Annotated in this window: 17 protein-coding genes; 7 read left to right on the forward strand and 10 right to left on the reverse strand. The window is 41.2% G+C overall.

The window, feature by feature from the left end; translation table 11 throughout:
- Positions 1-50: 50 nt before the first annotated feature.
- The gene (locus ACSSS3_RS14340; protein ID WP_442845206.1) at positions 51-1,853 is read left to right on the forward strand and encodes a glycoside hydrolase family 15 protein; all 1,803 of its coding nucleotides are present in this window, start codon (positions 51-53) and stop codon (positions 1,851-1,853) included.
- 35 nt (positions 1,854-1,888) lie between these two features.
- Here the strand turns inward: ACSSS3_RS14340 and ACSSS3_RS14345 are convergent, their stop codons facing one another.
- Positions 1,889-2,962 (reverse strand): hypothetical protein, encoded by a 1,074-nt coding sequence (locus tag ACSSS3_RS14345; RefSeq protein ID WP_228228252.1) that lies wholly within the window; start codon positions 2,960-2,962, stop codon positions 1,889-1,891.
- A 93-nt stretch (positions 2,963-3,055) separates the two neighbouring features.
- Here ACSSS3_RS14345 and ACSSS3_RS14350 point away from each other — a divergent pair, with 93 nt between their 5' ends.
- From ACSSS3_RS14350 to tnpA, 5 genes are all read left to right on the forward strand, one after another.
- On the forward strand, positions 3,056-3,955 hold the full coding sequence (locus ACSSS3_RS14350) for an ABC transporter ATP-binding protein (RefSeq protein ID WP_442845207.1): 900 nt from the start codon (positions 3,056-3,058) through the stop codon (positions 3,953-3,955).
- Positions 3,956-3,963: 8 nt separating this feature from the next.
- Positions 3,964-4,794: an ABC transporter permease gene (locus ACSSS3_RS14355; protein ID WP_442845208.1), complete on the forward strand. Its 831-nt coding sequence runs from the start codon at positions 3,964-3,966 to the stop codon at positions 4,792-4,794.
- Positions 4,795-4,889: 95 nt separating this feature from the next.
- Positions 4,890-7,622: a T9SS type B sorting domain-containing protein gene (locus ACSSS3_RS14360; RefSeq protein WP_442845209.1), complete on the forward strand. Its 2,733-nt coding sequence runs from the start codon at positions 4,890-4,892 to the stop codon at positions 7,620-7,622.
- A 144-nt stretch (positions 7,623-7,766) separates the two neighbouring features.
- Positions 7,767-9,767 carry an excinuclease ABC subunit UvrB gene (gene uvrB / locus ACSSS3_RS14365; RefSeq protein ID WP_442845210.1) on the forward strand — a complete coding sequence of 667 codons (2,001 nt, stop codon included), beginning with the start codon at positions 7,767-7,769 and terminating at the stop codon, positions 9,765-9,767.
- Positions 9,768-9,917: 150 nt separating this feature from the next.
- Positions 9,918-10,352 (forward strand): IS200/IS605 family transposase, encoded by a 435-nt coding sequence (gene tnpA / locus ACSSS3_RS14370; RefSeq protein ID WP_442845211.1) that lies wholly within the window; start codon positions 9,918-9,920, stop codon positions 10,350-10,352.
- A 58-nt stretch (positions 10,353-10,410) separates the two neighbouring features.
- Here tnpA and ACSSS3_RS14375 read toward each other — a convergent pair whose 3' ends face one another.
- Together ACSSS3_RS14375 and ACSSS3_RS14380 are read right to left on the reverse strand one after the other, a co-directional pair.
- A complete protein-coding gene (locus ACSSS3_RS14375; RefSeq protein ID WP_442845212.1) occupies positions 10,411-11,133 on the reverse strand; it encodes a LytR/AlgR family response regulator transcription factor in 723 nt (240 codons plus the stop codon).
- Positions 11,126-12,181 (reverse strand): sensor histidine kinase, encoded by a 1,056-nt coding sequence (locus ACSSS3_RS14380; protein ID WP_442845213.1) that lies wholly within the window; start codon positions 12,179-12,181, stop codon positions 11,126-11,128. The genes ACSSS3_RS14375 and ACSSS3_RS14380 overlap by 8 nt, the downstream gene beginning before the upstream one ends.
- Positions 12,182-12,367: 186 nt before the next feature.
- Between ACSSS3_RS14380 and ACSSS3_RS14385 the strand changes: the two genes are divergently transcribed.
- Positions 12,368-12,715 carry a MotA/TolQ/ExbB proton channel family protein gene (locus tag ACSSS3_RS14385; RefSeq protein ID WP_442845214.1) on the forward strand — a complete coding sequence of 116 codons (348 nt, stop codon included), beginning with the start codon at positions 12,368-12,370 and terminating at the stop codon, positions 12,713-12,715.
- A gap of 116 nt (positions 12,716-12,831) precedes the next feature.
- Here the strand turns inward: ACSSS3_RS14385 and ACSSS3_RS14390 are convergent, their stop codons facing one another.
- The 7 genes from ACSSS3_RS14390 to ACSSS3_RS14420 all read right to left on the reverse strand — a co-directional run bounded on the left by ACSSS3_RS14390 (position 12,832) and on the right by ACSSS3_RS14420 (position 19,598).
- Positions 12,832-13,890, reverse strand: coding sequence for a nucleoid-associated protein (locus ACSSS3_RS14390; RefSeq protein ID WP_442845215.1), 1,059 nt, complete (start codon positions 13,888-13,890; stop codon positions 12,832-12,834).
- 88 nt (positions 13,891-13,978) lie between these two features.
- Complete coding sequence (locus tag ACSSS3_RS14395) at positions 13,979-14,500, reverse strand: IS1096 element passenger TnpR family protein (RefSeq protein ID WP_442845216.1); 522 nt, start codon at positions 14,498-14,500, stop codon at positions 13,979-13,981.
- 32 nt (positions 14,501-14,532) lie between these two features.
- Positions 14,533-15,564 carry a COX15/CtaA family protein gene (locus ACSSS3_RS14400; RefSeq protein ID WP_442845217.1) on the reverse strand — a complete coding sequence of 344 codons (1,032 nt, stop codon included), beginning with the start codon at positions 15,562-15,564 and terminating at the stop codon, positions 14,533-14,535.
- A gap of 44 nt (positions 15,565-15,608) precedes the next feature.
- Positions 15,609-17,036 (reverse strand): CCA tRNA nucleotidyltransferase, encoded by a 1,428-nt coding sequence (locus ACSSS3_RS14405; protein WP_442845218.1) that lies wholly within the window; start codon positions 17,034-17,036, stop codon positions 15,609-15,611.
- 6 nt (positions 17,037-17,042) lie between these two features.
- Positions 17,043-17,630 (reverse strand): L-threonylcarbamoyladenylate synthase, encoded by a 588-nt coding sequence (locus ACSSS3_RS14410; RefSeq protein ID WP_442845219.1) that lies wholly within the window; start codon positions 17,628-17,630, stop codon positions 17,043-17,045.
- Between the two features lie 22 nt (positions 17,631-17,652).
- Complete coding sequence (locus tag ACSSS3_RS14415) at positions 17,653-18,537, reverse strand: glycosyltransferase (RefSeq protein ID WP_442845220.1); 885 nt, start codon at positions 18,535-18,537, stop codon at positions 17,653-17,655.
- Positions 18,534-19,598 (reverse strand): glycosyltransferase family 4 protein, encoded by a 1,065-nt coding sequence (locus ACSSS3_RS14420; RefSeq protein WP_442845221.1) that lies wholly within the window; start codon positions 19,596-19,598, stop codon positions 18,534-18,536. Before ACSSS3_RS14420 ends, ACSSS3_RS14415 begins: the two co-directional genes overlap by 4 nt.
- Between the last annotated feature and the right edge of the window lie 145 nt (positions 19,599-19,743).

A 19,743-nucleotide genomic window follows, 5' to 3' on the forward strand; every position in this document is an offset into this window, starting at 1 on the left:
TAAGCGGTTACGCCACCCGTTTAATAGAACTTTAGAATTTCAAACGTTATATGAATAATTTAAACTACGGTATTATAGGGAATTGCAGGAGTGCTGCCCTCATTTCTGATAAAGGCTCTATAGATTGGTGCTGTTTGCCCAAATTTGACGCTCCTTCGGTTTTTGCAAAATTACTGGATACCCAAAAAGGAGGCTCGCTGGGGTTTGAGGTTGATGACGACTATACCATCACGCAAAAGTATATGTGGCAGACTAACATCTTGCGTACGATGTTTGATGACGGTAGCAATGCTTTTGAAGTCTTTGATTTTATGCCGCGTTATGAGAAGCGGGGCGGAAAGTTCTATGCGCCACCTGATGTAATCCGTTTTATTAGATTGGTGAAAGGCAAGCCGGTATTTAAAATTATTTACGATCCTAAACTCGAGTATGCCGGTTGTGAAACGATTACGGAAGATAAAGGCGGGTATCTCGAAAGCTCTACGGAAGAAGGCAAGTACGACTCTGTTTATTTGTACAGCAATATTGAAAATCAAAAAATCCTGAATCGCGAATCGGTTGAGATGACGGGTAACGTGTATTTGCTGTTGTCGTATCACGAAAAGCTGGTTCCGCAAAGTCTGGATCGGGCCTATCTCAAATTTCAGCGCACCAAGGTGTACTGGATGAACTGGAGTGACGCGACTACCAAATACCCCAATTATCAAAATGAAATTATGCGTAGCGCTTTAGTTTTGAAAGCACTCACGTATGAAAAATCTGGAGCCGTACTGGCTGCAGCAACAACCTCTTTGCCCGAAGCTATAGGCGAAGAGCGCAACTGGGATTACCGCTTCTGTTGGGTGCGCGACGCCTCTATGGTGATTCGTGTAATTGCAGGACTGGGACACACCAAATCTGCCCGTAAATTTTTACAGTTTATTATTGATACCATTCCCGATAAGGATGAGAAAATACAGATCATGTATGGTATTAACGGCGAAAAAACCCTGACCGAACGCACGCTTGATCATCTGGAAGGCTATGAGGGATCAAAACCTGTGCGTGTGGGTAATGCGGCTTATACGCAGCGGCAGAACGACATTTACGGGATATTGATGGAAGTTATTTACCATCAGTTTGTGAAATTTGAAACCAGTCTTGAAAACAGTGAAGCGCTTTGGACCATCGTTCGCGGCATCGTTAAGATTGTAGAACAACACTGGAAGGAGCCTGATAAAGGCATCTGGGAATTGCGTACCGAAGACAAGCACTTTACATTTTCAAAATTACTCTGCTGGGTCGCGGTAGATCGTGCGGTCAAAATTGCCGATGTGATTTCAAATACCCGGGATACCGAGCATTGGAAAGACTTGCGTCAGGAGATTTTTGAAGACATCTGCGCTAACGCCTGGAATGAGGAAGTACAGGCCTATACGCAGGCCTACGGCTCAAAAGATCTCGACGCTTCAACCTTACTGATGGAGCAATATGGCTTTCTCGACGCTACAGATCACCGCTATGTATCAACGGTACGTGCAACCGAACGTGAGTTGTGCAAAGACGGACTCATGTATCGTTATAAAAATAAGGATGATTTTGGGGAGCCCAGCAGTTCGTTTACCATCTGTACCTTCTGGCTTATCGATAGTTTGTATAAAATAGGGGAGTGTGATAAAGCCAAAAAATACTTTGATCAGTTGCTTTCGTACAGTAACCATCTGGGATTATTCAGTGAGGATATTGATTTTGAAACCAAGCGTTTGCTGGGGAATTTCCCGCAAGCCTATTCGCATCTGGCGCTAATAAAAACCGCCGAAAACTTCTCTAAGACGACCACACTCGAAGAACCTTTTAAATCGATTTTCTACTAAATTAAAAAGGGAGGTTTTCAAACCTCCCTTTTTAATTAATATCTGGCGTCAATGATGCGCTTCATACTCACATCTTCATAATTACGCTTAACGAAGTCGAGTGCGGTCTTAACAATCTGACCCATGGAATCTGCGCGCTTAAATTTCATATCGTGCGTGTAATCGTACAGTTGTTTTTTTAACGATTTTAGATTCTCTTCGGTAGAAATCGTGTCTTTAGACATACATTTTAATAAGCGACGTAGACGGTTTTTTGAAGTGATGATCCGTTTTGCGAGTACCGCACGTTCTTCTTCCCGGTATTGTTCTATAGAATTGTCCCGCAATCTGTTAGAGACCAATTCAACCATTTTAAAATTCTCTTTAAATATATGCGGTTTATATACTTTATAATTTCCCTCATAAGCCTGCTGATCAAAGTCTATCGCCCGTATTTTGTATTTGATGTGATCAAAGTCGTGCGTGGGGATGACGACATAATTGTATGAACGCATATCGCCCAGCAATAAGATCATACAACGCTCATTAAACTTTACAAACTCTTTAGCCAGCTGCGCTTTGCCCACATCATCACAATGCGGAAGGTATTCTGCTATAAAAACATCACCGGGAATACCGTGAATGTGTTCTTCAATAAGCGTGTCTTTGTAAACCAAAAAGTTAATACGGTTGGGAGATAGAATGTGCTCCAGATCAAGGCCGTAGATGCGACTGGCATCAGCTTTTTTCACGTAGAAGTAGGTGTAATTGTCATTAAAAATATTGTTGATCTTTATGCGGAAGGGCTTTGAGTTCCCAAACGTACAATAGTCAATAGAGGCGACCTTGAGGAAGGGTAAAATGCTTTCGCTCCCGTCAGAATGCAGAATGGCATAAACCCGCTTCAGGCTTTCTTCAATCTCATCGCGCTCGTGTTCCGGATAGTACACACTAATCCATAACGTGTCGTTATCATTCTTATCGTAGATATTGATTCCGCCCGAAAAACGCAGTAAATCATCATAAAACACGGGGATTTTAATCTCCCGGTTGTATTTGGTCAAATATTCTTTAAGCTTCTCACTTATAGGGTAAGAAGGTTTTTTTTTGGACATTAATTTTTCTTCCATTGTGGTGCGATTTCGCATAAAGGTAAGAAGCTTATGTAACAAAACCAGCCACTCACCGTCTTGTTGATGTACGTTAATTCTAAAAATACGCTTTTGGAGACAATTCTTACTTTAAATAATCTTACAAAACATTACGGCAGGGTAAAGGCGGTAAACGATCTTAGTTTTACCATCGAAAAAGGTAATGTTTACGGTATTCTGGGACCTAATGGTAGTGGAAAATCAACCACGCTGGGTATGGTGCTCAATGTGGTAAATGCGACTTCGGGCGATTTTAAATGGTTTGACGGGAGTGATACCACGCACAACGCGCTTAAAAAGGTGGGTGCAATCATCGAGCGGCCTAATTTTTACCCGTATATGACCGCTGCCCAGAATCTAAAGCTGGTTTGCACAATTAAGGGAATTGATCCTTCAAAAATTGAAGAAAAGCTTGAGACCGTACATCTGCTCGATCGTAAGGACAGCAGGTTTAGCACATTTTCGCTGGGGATGAAGCAACGCCTCGCTATCGCTTCGGCTTTGTTAAATGATCCCGAAATACTAATTCTCGACGAACCCACAAACGGGCTAGACCCACAGGGAATTCATCAGATTCGGGAGATCATTAAGAAAATCGCATCAGGTGGAACAACGATTCTTCTGGCTTCTCACTTGCTTGATGAGGTTGAAAAAGTGTGTTCGCATGTGGTGATCATACGCAAAGGAGTGAAGTTGTATGCCGGTCCGGTAGATGAACTCAATGCCAGTCACGGTTTCTTTGAATTGCGTTGCGAAAAGCATCAGGAGCTTCTTCATGCGCTTGAAGCCCATCCTGATTTTGCTTCCTTAAAGGATGAAAATGGTCTGGTTACGGCATTTCTTAAAAATCCGCTATCGGCCGAAGCATTAAACAGCTACCTCTTTGAGAAAGGAATTATTCTTTCTCATCTGGTGATGCGAAAAGAAAGCCTCGAAGAACAATTTTTACAACTTACCGCTAAACTTAACTAAGCAACCTTATGTTACGATTACTTACTATAGAATTCTATAAACTGAAACACAGCCGTTCTTCAAAGGTGCTTAGTATTGCGTATTTTGTAATTCTATCCTTTATCGCTTTGATCGCTTCGATCGAGTTCAATATTGGCGATATCCAGGTGCGTATTGCTGACCAGGGGATTTTTAATTTTCCATTTATCTGGCATTTTAATACCTGGATTGCTGCGACTTTAAAGTTTTTTCTGGCAATTGTGATTGTCTCAATGATTTCTAACGAATACAGCAACCGAACCTTAAAACAAAACCTTATTGACGGTCTTAGTAAAAAGGAATTTATTCTTTCCAAATTTTACACCGTTGTCGCTTTCTCCTTACTCTCTACGCTTTTCATTCTGATTATGACGCTGATTTTAGGCTATTCATTTTCAGATTATACCGAGTTCAGCATCGTCACCCGGGAAATGGAATTCCTGTTTGCCTATTTTCTAAAACTGGTAGGATTCTTTTCGTTCTGCTTGTTTCTGGGAGTCCTGGTTAAACGATCTGCTTTTGCGTTGGGCTTCTTGTTTGTATGGTGGATTTTTGAAAACATTACCTACGGTATTTTACGCTGGAAGATTTCTGAAAACCTTGCAGATGCTGTGGTGCAATTCTTTCCGCTGGAGTCTATGAAAAATCTGATTAATTTACCCTTTCAGCGCCTTAGTTTTATCGAAACAGCGGCCAATCAGCTTCAGGCAGATATCGCTATAGATTATGCGGTACACTGGTATGAAGTAGCCATTGTTTCGGTGTGGATTTTTATTTTTATATACGGTTCTTATGCTTTATTGAAGAAGCGCGATCTGTAGTGTTTATTTGGTCTGAATTATACGCAATTTCATCCAGAGGTTTTTAGGTTTTGATACTTAAAACGTAACTTACCTGAAAATTGTAAAACTTGAAATTGAGAAGATTACCGTCGTGGTTTACCTTATTAGGCGTCTGTATCCTATTTGCGTGCGGAAATGTATTTTCTCAGGGACAAGCCAATAACTGGTATTTTGGTTATGGAGCAGGTTTAAACTTCAGCACCGGTAGTCCCAGACCGCTTACTGATGGTAGTCTTTATACTTTAGAAGGATGTGCCAGTATTTCTAGTGAAAACGGAAATCTGCTTTTTTATACCGATGGTATTACGGTTTACCGAGCCGATCACAGTATCATGCCTAACGGCAATGGCTTGTTGGGAGATCCTTCGAGTACACAATCTGCCATTATCATTTCCCAGCCCGATACTCCCGGGATTTATTACATTTTTACAGTAGATACTGTCACTCAGGAGGGAGAGGTAAACGAAGGTATAAATTATTCGGTAGTTGATTTCAATCAGGATCCCCAGGGTATAGTCATACGAAAAAATGTCAATCTTCTAGCTTATGGTGCCGAAAAGTTAAGCGCTGTAATCAAGAGTTGTACAGACAATAGCGTATGGATTGTTATGCTTTCTTCTTCTAACGGAAACCTAGGACTTTTAGACACATTTTATGCTTATGAGTTAAGTCAAAACGGACTCCAAACCACTCCGGTTCGATCTGCTGCCGGATTTTCGGTGGGAGACCCCAGAGGAAACTTAAAGTTCTCACCAGACGGAACCAAACTTGCCTGTGCCAATAATGGGGAAGGTCTTTATCTGGCTGATTTCAATTCGCTAACCGGAAGGGTTTCGAACTCGAGAAGACTGGTCATAGATGGGTTTAACTATGCAGCCTATGGGATCGAATTTTCGCCTAACAACCGCTATCTATACTGCCACAGTTCAAATAATGAAAACCCCAGTGAACCACCTCAAAGTCATTTTTCTTCTTTAATTCAATATGACACTCAGGCCACTGATATCAGTGCAAGCCAGGTATTGCTTGATCAGCAAAATCTGTTTAGAGGTAGTTTGCAACTTGCTCCGGATGGTAAAATTTACCGTACCCTGAGCAGGGGATATCAGGATGGTTCCTCGTATTTAGGAGTTATTGATGCTCCCAACGAGGCCGGTACCGCAGCTATTTACAGAGATCGTGCGATTTTTTTGGAAACAGGAGTGAGTCACCAGGGATTACCACCATTTAATCAGTCTTTATTTAATGAACTTGACATTATCCAAAATGATATCAGTTCCCGGCAGCTTCCACTTTGTGACGGGGATACCTATACGCTGCAATATCAGCCTGTTATGGGGGCGAGTTATTCCTGGTATCGTAACGATAATGAATTGCGCAACGCTACTGATTTTCGATTAACCATACGCCAACCGGCTGGTGTCACCTTACCTTATACAGAAACCTATAAGTTTGTATTGGATTTAAATGACGGCAGCTGCGAAAAAGTAGGTATAGCTGAAGTAACCTATTACCCGTACCAGCGTGCTGTGCCTAATGTTAGGCTTGTGCAGTGTGAGGATTCTGAAACCGCTGATGGTTTGAGTATTTTCAATTTAGATCAGGCTCGTGATCAACTTACAGACGGTCTTGAAGGATTTGATGTTACCTATCACTATACGCAGAGTGATGCGACAAATGACCTTAACCCCATTGACCCTTTTGGCTACGAGAATACTTCCCCAACTGAAGTATTATGGGCGCGCATTTTTAGTCCGGCGGGTTGTGCAACTGTAAATTCCTTTACTTTGGAAGTAAGCTCTACTCAGGCTTCGAGTGCCTCAATTGAGCAGTGTGATTTGGGAGATACCGGTTTTGCTGAGTTTGATTTAAGTCTGGCTGATGATCAGGTTTTGGGTACGAGTAGTGGAACCTTAGATGTCAACTACTATTTATCAGAGCGTGGAGCACTCCTCGAAGATGAGGACGAGCTTCTTCCTGATCTATACAGCAATATACAGGCTTACGAGCAGGAAATTTTCGCCCGTGTAGAGAATAACAATGCCTGTTTTGCTATTAGTCCGGTCAATCTTCGGGTATTGGCCAGACCTCAATTCAGCCTTCCACAAAGTCAGTTTTACTGCGCTACAAATTTTCCGGCATTGCAAACCTTTAGTCCTGATTATTCTGAACTGGACCCCTCACAGAATTACAGCTACGAATGGATGCCGGAAGGGCAGACCACACCGGAGTTGTCAACGAATTTAACCGGTGAGCATACGCTGCGCGTGACCAATCTGGCTACAGGATGTTTTCGCGAGGAAAGCTTCTTAATTGAAGAAAAAGAACTCGCTACCATTGATAATATAGAGGTGACTGATGCTACCGAAAACAATATTGCCATTATCTCTTTCTCGGGGAATGGGGAGTACGAACTAGCTCTGGATGATCCGCTCGGGCCTTATCAGGAGGACGGTACTTTTGAAGGATTACAGCCCGGTTTTCATACGGTCTACATTCGGTCTAAAGAGGGCTGTGGCATCGTGGAGCAGGAATTCAGCATTATTGGTTTTCCCAAGTTTTTTACTCCGAATGGAGACGGTTACCACGATTACTGGAATGTAAAGGGAATTAGCGATCTCGTGCAGCCGGGAACTTCGGTGCGCGTTTTTAACCGCTTTGGAAAACTGCTAAAAGAACTGGACCCAACCTCTTCCGGATGGGATGGTACATTTGGCGGTGAGAATCTTCCGGCAGATGACTACTGGTTTCGGATTCTGCTTGAGGATGGCCGGGAATTCAAATCGCATTTTACCCTGAAGCGATAATCGCTACATCATCTTTTAGTATTTCTTTTCGGCTTTAAAAAGCTAAAGTGCGTAATTTTAAACGGCTTGTAAAATACTATGTTTTTTCAGGCTTTATGTAAGGTTTTCGCCCTGCGGCTTACTAATTTTTAAAAATTCAGCATCTTGAAATTCAATATACAATCCGAATTTAAACCTACCGGCGATCAGCCTTCTGCCATCAAACAACTGGTGCAGGGCATTGATTCCGGCGAACGTTATCAAACGCTTTTGGGAGTTACCGGTAGCGGTAAGACTTTTACCGTTGCCAACGTTTTGCAGGAAGTGCAGAAACCCACTTTGGTACTGGCTCATAACAAAACGCTTGCTGCCCAATTATACAGTGAGTTCAAGGCTTTTTTTCCGAACAATGCGGTGGAGTATTTCGTTTCCTATTACGATTATTATCAGCCGGAAGCCTATATCCCCACTTCAGGAACGTATATAGAAAAAGATCTTTCGATCAATGAAGAGATCGAAAAACTGCGTTTGAGTACCACTTCCTCGCTTTTGAGCGGCCGTCGCGATATTATCGTAGTGGCTTCCGTTTCCTGTTTGTATGGTATCGGAAACCCGGTGGAATTTCAGAAAAACGTGATTTCTATCGAAAAGGATATGGTGATTTCGCGTACGATGTTGCTTAAGCGTCTCGTACAAAGTCTCTACAGCCGTACTACCGGCGAATTCAATCGGGGAAATTTCCGCATAAAAGGAGATACGGTTGATATTTTTCCGGGATATGATGATCACGCGTTTCGCGTACATTTCTTTGGTGATGAGATCGAAGATATTGAAGCTTTTGATGTCACAACCAACGAGATTTTAGAGAAATACGACCGCCTCAATATTTACCCGGCCAATATGTTTGTGACAAGTCCTGACAGATTGCAGAATGCGATTGATCAGATCGGTTTTGATATGGTAAAGCAGGTGGAGTATTTCAAGGAAATTGGGAAGCATTTGGAGGCCAAAAGACTTGAGGAACGCACCAACTTTGATCTGGAAATGATACGCGAATTGGGTTATTGCAGCGGGATTGAGAATTACTCGCGCTATCTGGACGGAAGGGAACCCGGCACCAGGCCGTTCTGCCTGCTTGATTATTTCCCCGATGACTATTTGATGGTCGTGGACGAAAGTCACGTAACCGTGTCTCAGGTGAGCGCGATGTATGGGGGTGACCGAAGCCGTAAGGAAAACCTGGTGGAATACGGATTCAGACTGCCTGCGGCGATGGATAACCGGCCGTTAAAATTTGAAGAATTTGAGGCTTTGCAAAATCAGGTGATTTATGTGAGTGCAACACCTGCGGATTATGAGTTGCAAAAGTCTGAAGGAACCTACGTGGAGCAGATCATACGTCCTACAGGATTGCTGGATCCAATCGTAGAGGTTCGCCCCAGTCTGAATCAGATAGATGATTTGATTGAAGAAATCCAGAAGCGGGTGGATAAAGACGAGCGTACGCTGGTTACTACCTTAACCAAGCGTATGGCGGAAGAATTAACGAAATACCTGACTCGTGTAGATATCAGAACCCGATATATTCACTCTGATGTAGACACTCTGGAGCGTGTGGAAATTATGTCTGACCTGCGGAAAGGTATATTTGACGTGTTGGTAGGTGTTAACCTCCTGCGGGAAGGTCTGGATTTACCGGAAGTTTCCCTTGTAGCTATTTTAGATGCCGATAAGGAAGGATTTCTGAGAAGTAACCGTTCGCTGACGCAGACCATTGGTCGCGCTGCGCGAAATATCAACGGTCTTGCCATAATGTATGCCGACAAGATTACGAAGAGTATGCAGGAAACCATTGACGATTCTGAGTATAGAAGGCAGAAACAAATCGCATACAACGAGAAACACGGACTGAAACCTGTGGCAATCAAAAAATCACTGGAAAGCGCTTTGGCCAAGAAAGAGAAATTCAAGTTTGAGGCCGAAGAACTTACCAATGTGGCTGCCGAACCGGACACAGCTTATATGAGCAAACCCAATCTGGAAAAACTCATACGCGACACCCGTAAAAAAATGGAAGCAGCAGCCAAAGAACTGGATTTTATGGAAGCAGCTAAATTGCGCGACCGTATTAAAACCTATCAGGAGCAGATTAAGGAATTGGCTTAATTTAAGACCAAAGCTTTTAAGTCGTTTTCTAAACCTCACAGGTCTCCAAGACCTGTGAGGTTTATTATTTATTGGTCTCAGGTAAGGGTTTAAAACCCTGCAATTTATTGCAGAACTTTAGTATTGCGAAAAAATCTATAATTTGGCACTATGAGCAATACTTTAAGAAGAGGCTCTCATACTGTGAGCAGGTTGACCTGTCATATTGTTTGGGTTACCAAGTACCGATATAAAGTTTTACGTGGAGATGTTCAGATTCGTTGTCGAGAGCTTTTGATACAAATTTGTGAAGCAGAGGGGATAGAGATAATGAAAGGAGTAGTTAGTTCCGATCACGTCCATATGCATATAGAATATGCCCCTAAGACCAATGTTAGCTATATTGTAAAGCAACTAAAGGGGAGGTCTTCTCGCAAGTTGCAACAAGAGTTTCCAAAGCTTAAGGAGCGTTACTGGGATCAACATTTTTGGGCGAGTGGTTATGGAGTATGGAGCACAGGCCATGTGACCGACAAGATGGTCAATGACTATTTAGAACATCATCGTCGCGATGGTACTGATAATTCCAATTTTATATTGGAATAAGAAAGGGGACTTTCAGTCCCCAGTAAAATAAACCTCTGCACTTTTAGTGCAGAGTGGTTTAGTCGTATTTGGCTAAAAATTGAACCACCGTGTCGCGGTAACTGCGGCTTATGGGCAAGGTCTCACCTTCGATCTCGATGTGTTCTGCCGTATAGGCTTTAATAGCTGAAGCCGAAATAATAAAAGAGCGGTGAATGCGTAAAAACTGATCGGGAGGTAATTTAGACTCAAAATTGGAAATGGTCTCACGGGTGACGTGCGTTTCGGTTTGCGTATGGATTTTGATATAATCGCTGAGACTTTCCACATAGATAATTTCATCAAAATCAATCTTAATCATCTTACGATCAGATCGCACAAATACAAAAGGATTTGCAGTTTTATCAAGCACTAAAGGCTTTTCCGGGCTTTGTTTTTCAGATTGCCTGCCGGTGCATTTGTAAACGGCCTGAACCAAACGTTCAAACGAAATGGGTTTAAGCAGGTAATCTACGGCCTGCAATTCGAAGCCTTCAACCGCATATTCCCGATGGGCGGTGGTGAAAATAACCTGAAGTTCTTTTTGAACAAGTTTGGCAAACGAAAGACCGGTAACTTCGGGCATATTGATGTCAAGAAAAACCAGATCTGCTGGGTTATTTTTTAAAAACGAGAGCGCGTCGATGGCATTTTTAAATTCCCCCTGTATCGCTACTTCAGGAATGCGCTGCAGGTGTGTTCTTAGAATTTCACGTGCGGCTGGTTCGTCGTCAACGATTAATGCCAGGAGTTTTTCAGTCATGTAAGCTGATTTTTAAAGTTACCACATAGCTGTTTTTGGGCGTTTTTACCTGCAAATCATAGTGATTGGGATACAGCAATTCGAGTCGCTTCCGGATGTTTGTAAGGCCGATCCTGGCTGTTTCAATCTCGGTTTCCTCATTTCGCGTGGTGTTTTCAATCTTAAAGAATAACTGTGTTTTGGTAACTTCAAATTTCATATGAATCTGAAGTTTTCCGTCTACAATAGCCCCGTGTTTAAACGCATTTTCCACAAACGGAAGAAAAAGCATGGGCGGTACCCGAATGTTTTCGTCAAAATCATTTTTAGCAATAGTAACCTCAAGCGTATCCTGAAAACGGATCTGCTCCAGACTTATGTACTCTTCAATGTGATCGAGTTCCTGTTTGAGAAAAACTTCTTTCTCGGTGACCTGATACAGGATGTAATCGAGCAGATTTGACAGTTTTAGAATGATATCAGGGGTTTGCAAGGATTGTTTTAAAGCAAAACCGTAAATGGTATTGAGTGCATTAAACAAAAAGTGGGGATGGATTTGCTTTTTCAGGTAGTGCAGTTCCTGATCTTTAAGATGCAGCTGCGCATCGAGGATTTTATTCTCCAGATTTTTATTTTGCGAAAGCGTGTTGAAATTGTGATTGAGGATATAGACAAAGCTTACCAAACCCACAACCAGATAGATCAGTATCAGGATAAACACCAGATTGCGGCTCATCACCGGCGTATTTTCGACCTGTAGATTGGAGATAAAAATAAAGCTGCCTATCATCGTCACCGTAGTGAGAAAAGCAGTGAAAATGACAACATAGGTACTGTACAAACCAAAAAGCCAGTATTTGCGATTCATCAAATACCTTGGGATTAGGTAATAAACCGTGGTGTAGGTGGTGAGCATCGTTATAGGTAATAGAATGCTTGAAAACCAGGTTACGTAAAGCGTGTTGGTAGTATTATAGCTAAAGAAATACACATAGAAAAACCAGACGCCTACCCACAATAAAAAATGCGAGGCAAAGAGTTTAGTCTGGTTAAACTTCAGCAAATCCATAGCTGCAAGATGCTAAAAAAGCCCGAAACCCAAAGCGTTTTGAGACGAATGACTGTTTTTACGGGGTTTTTGACCGGGTCATCTATAGTGTTGAATCCCGATAAAAACTAGTTAGCCGTCGCAAATAAAAATCGGCTACCTTTATTCGGGTTAGTTTTGAAAGGTAATCTTTAAAAAAACCAAAGTATGTTACTAGACCGAATTCAGGAAGGTGGTCCGTTTTTTATGTGGCCAATCGTTATTGTATTTATCGTGATTGTCGCGCTGTTTGTGCGCCAATTGTTGAGCAAAGCTGATAAAGCCCAAACCATTGTTTTAATCAGCAACATCAGTCTGTTTATCCTAAGCTGGGGAATTTTGGGCAGTGTCATAGGCCTTATCGAAGCCTTTGATGTAGTTGAAAGTATGGGAGATGTGTCTCAGGGTATGATGGCCGGCGGATTGAAAGTGGCTTTCCTGACTACTGTTTTTGGTCTGGTAACCTTTATTTTTGCCCGCTTGTTTATTCTGATTTTAAACCTCCTGAAGGGCTGAAAACTCAAAAATACTTGAATAAAAAAGTGTCAAACTGAGCCTGTCGAAGTTTTTTTGTGAATGGTCTTCGACAGGCTCAGACTGACAAATAACTCAGAATGAGTGTGTATTAAGTTTTAAGATTTTCGCTCTTTATTGAAATACACCAGGTAATAATACATCTGGCGCTCTTCATCCCAGCCTTTTTCCACAAATTTCTCAGCGCTTTCGGGATTGATAAAATCGAGTTTTATCTGAATATTGGTATCGAGTTCGATCACGCTTTTGATTTTCTTTCGCGCAGCGGTAACAGCTGTGTTTGAAATAGGGAAGGAGGTGAGGTCCTCAATTTTATATTTAGGAGCTTTCTCCAGCTTGTAATTGTTGAATTCTGGAATCAGCGCCGGGTTTTCCATCACCTCATTCATAAAGTTTTGCTCAATAAACTCGTCATTTTTGGCGAAATGATTCACCGCGCGGTTCATAAACATCACTTCTTCTTTTTTGTCTTCCGCCGGTAACACCACATCTTTAGCAAAGTCCTGACAGAATTTTAAATACTTTTTGGTGTGAAAGTTTTCATCGGCCAAAATATCAACACCCAGGAAACTATCAAGCCAATATTTAGCGTCGTAACGGTTAGAATCGATGGAAAGAATTTTATAACCTTCTTCAGCATTTTTATTGAAGATTAAGCAGCCTTTGTCCAGTTTGTTCAGGCTTACTCCCTGCTCCAAATGCATGTTCAGGTTGCTTTCGCCTTCCTTAAATTGCAGGAAATCCTGTTTCAATTCCGATTTAAAAACGCCAACAGCATCCACTTTTTCATTGTCGAGCATCACATTTTCAATATGCGCGACATAAACCTCACCCGGTTTGATGTGTGGATGTTCAGACTGCTCGTAAAGTAGTTTTGCGATATCGACAGAAACCTCGTGAGAGCGCGATGGATTCTCAAAAATAGATTTTACAAGGTTAGATAACTCGTGAAACTCCAGATCGCTCTCGTGAACAAATTGATAGTAGTTTTCTTCTTTATCACGGAACGGCTTAAAGAAAAACTCTTTGATAAGCGGGGTAATCTCATCGTTAAGCTGGTAGCGTTCTTTAGACAGAAATGCGCCTTCAGAACGACTTTTATTACCTACGCGATGTATGGAAAGAGACTCAATCTGAGCCGAATATAAGTTGATCATTGTTTAGATGTAAGATTTGAGATTTTAGATGTGAGACGGGAGATATAAGATTAAGTCTTAAATCTTAGATCCGGTGTCTAAAATCTATTTAATTCCAGTTTTCGTCAAAGTCAAGGCCTTCATAATCCTCGATGTCATAATCATCGTCCTCATCAGCAAAAGGATCATCATTAAAATCATCCTCATCACCTGAAAAATCAGCTTCCGGGGCCTGTGCAGGAATTTGCCCGTGGGCAAACATCAGATTAGGATAGGACTGTCCGTCATTTGCTTCGGTTATTTCTGCGAGTTCTACGAAAAACGTCCACAGATTAAAGAAGTCATAGACGTAAATCATACGGGTTTGATCTTCAGAAAATACATCCTGCAACAGGGTTTCACTCATCGCCCGAAGCGGATTTTCAGATTCGCTCATATCAAAAAGAGCGATTTCTTCTCCCTGGCGCCATTCGTCGTCACTGATGTAAAAGGATGCCATTTCGGTGCCGTCAAACCCAAAACTCTGGGTTATGGTGTTGTGAAAATCCTCACAGGTAGCAGTTTGTTCAATTTCAATATCTCTGAAAATATCTTCCTGAGTGTCTAAGATGACTCGAAAACGGTAAATCATGGTCTCAATTTTTAGGCCGACAAAGATACAATTTACTGTAAAGATGTGCTTGAGAGCGCTTCTTTTTCTTTAAATGCTGTGAGCAATATATAAAACTGAAAACCAAATAATATAGAGGCGATTACCAGATGTAGCGGTTGTGTTAAAAATGGAAATTCAAAATAGTTCATTAGCACACCGGTAAAAACCTCGGCCAGAATTAAGAGTATAACCCATTTTAGGTTTTTATGTCCCAAAATGAAGCGCTTGTTGCGAATGAATAACCATGCATTTAGCAGTAAAACCAAAATGGAAAAAGATCGGTGTATGTAAAAGATAACAACCGGGTTTTGGAGCCAAAGTTCTTTAGCTTCATAGCCCACCACATCGATGGTTTCATCAATGTGTTGCCTGACCTGTGTACCCAAAACGATCTGAATCAGTGTTAAAATCACAGCGAAAATCATCCCGTTTTTAAACGCCTTATCAAACTTGAAGCTTTTGCTATATGGACTCGCTTCAATAAGCATATAAATCAACAGGGCAACGATGAGCAGCGCAATTACCATATGAATGGTGATGCGAACGGGTGAGAGTACCGAGTAAACTACGGTGGCACCAATCCATCCCTGAAAACCGATGAGTCCTACGGCTAAAAGCGATAGAAAAATACGTTTGAACTTGCGCTCTTTGAATATGGCCATGCCCAAAGTTACCAGAAATGAAAGTCCGGCAAGTGCTCCCAGGAGGCGGTTTATATATTCAATCCACGTATGCCAGGGATTGAAAATGGCATAGCTGTGTTTGTCGTAACCACTCCAGTTTTGAGGATTAAATTTGTTACCGGTGGTGAAATCATTTTTTGCGACGCGCAGGGTTTCATCAACAATAATAACCTGACCTTTATTATAGGATTTTTCAGGAGTCCAGATTAATTCGGCTTCATTAGTAGGAGGAATGATGTAGCCGAAACACTTTGGCCAGTCGGGGCAACCCATTCCGCTGCCGGTCATACGCACCACAGCGCCAGCAATAATTACCAGGTAAATGAGAACAAGCGAGATGAAAATCGATTTTTTGTACACTGGATTTATTGTTATTACTATTGTTATTTTTTATTGGTTATTTTCTAACCATTAACCATAAGACCAAGCTCCGCACCCTTTTCAAGCATAAAGGCGTATGCTGCATCGTATTCATTGGGTATTTCTCCTTCTAAAATAGCTTCCTTAATCGCTTCTTTGATAATACCAATTTCGCGGGAGGGCTTCAGATTAAAAGTTTCCATAATTTCCTCACCACTTACCGGCGGCTGAAAATTACGCACGTGATCACGCTCTTCAACTTCTTCAATTTTATTACGAACGGTTTTAAAATTATTATGGTATCGCTTATACCGTTTTGGGTTTTTTGTGGTGATGTCTGCTTCGCAAAGCGTCATTAAATCTTCCAGATACTCTCCTGCATCAAAGATAAGACGTCGCACCGCGCTATCGGTCACAAAATCTTCAGCAATTACGATGGGTCGCGAGCTCATCAAAACCATCTTCTGAACGAATTTCATTTTTTCGTTCAGGGGCATTTTCAGTCTCTTAAACAGTTTAAAGACCATTTTTGAACCTACAAATTCGTGTCCGTGAAACGTCCAGCCCACTTTTTTATCAAAACGCTTGGTTGGGGCTTTACCGATGTCGTGCAGCAAGGCGGCCCAACGCAGCCAGAGATCCTCTGTGTTTTCAGAAATATTGTCAACGACTTCAAGCGTGTGGTAAAAGTTGTCTTTATGCTTTTGACCTTCCTTTTCTTCAATACCTTTTAAAGCCGTGAGTTCGGGTAGGATGTACCGAAGCAAACCGGTTTTTTCTAGCAACAAAAAGCCCGTTGAAGGCTTATCGCTAAGCATAATTTTATGCAACTCATCAACAATGCGCTCATTGGTGATGATTTCGATACGTTGGTTGTTTGCACTTATGGCCTCCAGTGACTTGCGCTCGATAGTAAAGTTAAGCTGAGAAGCAAAACGAATGGCGCGCATCATACGCAGAGGATCGTCGCTGTAGGTAATATCAGGATCTAAAGGTGTCCTGATGATTTCGCGCTCCAGGTCAATAATTCCATTAAACGGGTCAAGCAGGTTACCGAAGCTTTCTTTATTTAAGCTTAGTGCCAAAGCGTTAATGGTAAAATCCCTTCGGTTTTGATCGTCTTCAAGGCTTCCGTTTTCTACGGTAGGATTACGGCTGTCTTCAGAATAGGATTCTTTACGGGCACCAACAAATTCAATTTCGGTATCTCCATCACGCAACATCGCGGTTCCGTAGGTTTTAAATACCTGAACTTTGGGTTTATGCGGAAGCAGGGAAGCCACTTTTTGTGCCAGCTCAATTCCACTTCCTACTGCGACAATATCTATATCTTTGGCATCACCGCGTTTCAGCAGAAAATCGCGAACGTAACCACCAATAACGTAGGATTCCAGATTGAGCTCTTCCGAAGCCTGAGCAATTACCTCAAAGATGTTTAACTCTAGAGCTTCCGGAAATTTTAAAAGGGCCATGTACTTCTATTTGCGTAAAATCTTCACCTGACCATCGCTGCTTAGGCGTATTACGGTCGAAGATTTGGTCGATTTGTGTTTGCGCTGCAAATTTACGACATAGTCCACTCCTTCCAAAACCGCAGAGCTTATTTCAGGATAGCGCATTGGGGTGGGTTCACCACTTAGGTTTGCAGAGGTAGAAACCAGCGGTTTGCCCAGTTTACGAATCAAGGCCTGGCAAAATTCATCCTGCACGATGCGAATTCCCAGGGTGTTATCTTCGGCAACCAAATTCTCTGCTATGCGAATGGGATTGTCATAGACAATTGTGGTGGGCTGGCCTGCATATTTTAAAATGTTATAGGCCACCTCCGGAATATCTTCTACATATTGTCTGAGCATTTTAAGGTCGCTAACCAGACAGATTAACGCCTTGCTTTCCGGACGTTTTTTTAGCTCGTAAACCTTATCTACAGCCTCGGCATTGGTGGCGTCACAACCTATTCCCCAAACGGTATCGGTAGGGTAGAGCAGGAGTCCGCCGCGTTTGAGAATGGTGAGTGATTCATTGACTTCATCAATAATGCGCTGATCGTATTTTTTTTTAGGCATAATTTTTTTATTTTCAGACTTATTACGGTCTCAGGGAATACTTTTTGGGATTTACTGAAAATAGAATTTTATAATAGCACCATTTTTTTGGTTTTATTGTAATTGTAATTATAAAATAAAAGCGGAATAAAAGGTTTTTCAAGAAGCCATAATTCTTTCTCACTACGTGAAGAAAAGAAATAAGGCCCTCCTCTGAAAGTCTTTTATTTCTAGAGGTACTTTGTCCTTGAATGTGGATTATTTTAGCATTTGGTACCAAAAAAGTTTCTTTACAGAGTTTTTTCAAGCGAAAGGCCAAATCCATTTCTTCGAAGTATAAAAAGATGTTTGAGTCAAAGCAGCCAATTTTGCGAAAATCTTCAGAACGCATAAACATAAAGGCTCCACTTATCCAATTTACAGCTATAGGATCAAAATACTCTTTTTTGACATCGGGGTATTCTAATGCATTCATCCAGGTTAAAAAACTTCTTCCAAAAATCATTTTACGAAACCCTTTATTGTGATCAAATGATCTTACAGGTTTATTGTGCTGATCATAATTTTGTGCGCCCAACAGTCCTATATGTATATTCTTTTCTAGTAAGTCACGACAAATTTCAATACAATCATTCATTAAAAAAGCGTCGTTATTCAGGAAAAGAACATATTTTGAATTAGAATTTGAAAAGCCCAAGTTATTTCCGCCGCCAAAACCGGTATTGACCTCACTCTTTATCAACTTAACATTTTCTATGTCTTTTAGATTTTTGCAGAGGTTGATATAGTCTTTTTTATCAGAATTATTGTCAACTACAATTACTTCAATTGAAATTTTTGAATTTGTTTTTTCAAATACTTTTTCAACACATTGCAAAGTATATGTAGAGGTGTTATAATTAATTAAGATTACCGCAATCTCTTTCATAAAGATGGAAGTATATTGTTATACACGTTGAGGTATTGCTCTGCGGTATTTTTCCAACTAAAAGAGTTAGCATGCGTTATGCTCTTCTCAACTAACTCTTTGTTGTTGAAACGGTTCATTGCTTCTAAAACTTTTTCAGCCATATATTTTGGCTCATAATGTTCCCAATAAGTAGCATAAGTGCTGCCAACTTCGGGAAGAGAGGTGTTGTTCGAAGTAATTACCGCAGTACCATAGCTTAAGGCTTCGATCACAGGAATCCCAAAACCTTCTTTTAATGATGGAAAAACAAATGCAGCACAATTTTTTAGGTGGTATTTCTTTTCAGTTTCTGAAATTTTACCCGGGATATGTACTCGGTTTTCTAGTTTGTTTTCTGCAATTGTTTTCTTTATTTTTTCTGTATACGGGCGGTCAGAGTTTCCTGCAATGATCAGCTCAAAATCAGGTAAATGCTTAAGCATATTAATTAATGTATGAAAATTTTTTCGGGAAGTGAATTCTCCAATGGTAAAAAGGTAGGGTTTCTGGGGAACTGTTGAGACTACAAAATTTTCAGGAATAGTGGTATCAAGCAATGGGTTTCCGTTGTAGATGACATGCTCAGATTTATCTGAGGTTTCAAAATATTGGTGCGTGGCCTTACGTGCAAATTTTGAAATGTAAACCAAAGCATCAGCTCTTTTAAGTTTTGCTTCAAAGCGTTTAATTCTAGCGGTTTTATCTTTGCTGTCAGGCCCTTCGGCAAAGTGCACATCGTGAATAGTAAGTACATAGGGAATCTCAAAACGCGGTTCAATTTTAGTGTTCTGATTTAAGGAATGCCAGAGGTCGTATTTTTTGCGAATGCGGAGTATAGGATATCGGGTGAGTGAATGGTATTTTCGGTAATCAAAAGTATCGCCGAACTCTCTTTTGAACGCCTCTGTTTTTTTTGCGTGCAGCGTAAAACGTATTTCCGGGTCATTCAACTCTGCAAAGGCTTTAACAAGGTGATAGTTAAACTGCCCAAAACCAGAATATGGGTTTTTTAAATTATGAGATTCTAAAAACACTTGCATCGTTCTTCTTGACTTACAAATTAGTTTCAATTGTTTTATTGGCGATATCTAAATACCCTATGATTCTCTGGAGCTAAAATTACACTTAAGATCAGGTGTATTTGGGTATTAAAGCTAAAATAGCGATATAGTTATATCATGAGTT

This window comes from Leeuwenhoekiella sp. H156 (assembly GCF_052218455.1).
GTDB lineage: Bacteria > Bacteroidota > Bacteroidia > Flavobacteriales > Flavobacteriaceae > Leeuwenhoekiella > Leeuwenhoekiella parthenopeia.

Excerpts from the sequence above, each read along its gene's own strand:
- tnpA (WP_442845211.1), top strand. The coding sequence starts at position 9,918 with ATGAGCAATACTTTAAGAAGAGGCTCTCATACTGTGAGCAGGTTGACC.
- ACSSS3_RS14355 (WP_442845208.1), top strand. The coding sequence starts at position 3,964 with ATGTTACGATTACTTACTATAGAATTCTATAAACTGAAACACAGCCGT.
- ACSSS3_RS14410 (WP_442845219.1), bottom strand. The coding sequence starts at position 17,630 with ATGCCTAAAAAAAAATACGATCAGCGCATTATTGATGAAGTCAATGAA.
- ACSSS3_RS14385 (WP_442845214.1), top strand. The coding sequence starts at position 12,368 with ATGTTACTAGACCGAATTCAGGAAGGTGGTCCGTTTTTTATGTGGCCA.
- ACSSS3_RS14420 (WP_442845221.1), bottom strand. The coding sequence starts at position 19,598 with ATGCAAGTGTTTTTAGAATCTCATAATTTAAAAAACCCATATTCTGGT.
- ACSSS3_RS14345 (WP_228228252.1), bottom strand. The coding sequence starts at position 2,962 with ATGGAAGAAAAATTAATGTCCAAAAAAAAACCTTCTTACCCTATAAGT.
- ACSSS3_RS14405 (WP_442845218.1), bottom strand. The coding sequence starts at position 17,036 with ATGGCCCTTTTAAAATTTCCGGAAGCTCTAGAGTTAAACATCTTTGAG.
- ACSSS3_RS14395 (WP_442845216.1), bottom strand. The coding sequence starts at position 14,500 with ATGATTTACCGTTTTCGAGTCATCTTAGACACTCAGGAAGATATTTTC.
- ACSSS3_RS14380 (WP_442845213.1), bottom strand. The coding sequence starts at position 12,181 with ATGGATTTGCTGAAGTTTAACCAGACTAAACTCTTTGCCTCGCATTTT.
- ACSSS3_RS14375 (WP_442845212.1), bottom strand. The coding sequence starts at position 11,133 with ATGACTGAAAAACTCCTGGCATTAATCGTTGACGACGAACCAGCCGCA.
- ACSSS3_RS14340 (WP_442845206.1), top strand. The coding sequence starts at position 51 with ATGAATAATTTAAACTACGGTATTATAGGGAATTGCAGGAGTGCTGCC.
- ACSSS3_RS14390 (WP_442845215.1), bottom strand. The coding sequence starts at position 13,890 with ATGATCAACTTATATTCGGCTCAGATTGAGTCTCTTTCCATACATCGC.
- ACSSS3_RS14415 (WP_442845220.1), bottom strand. The coding sequence starts at position 18,537 with ATGAAAGAGATTGCGGTAATCTTAATTAATTATAACACCTCTACATAT.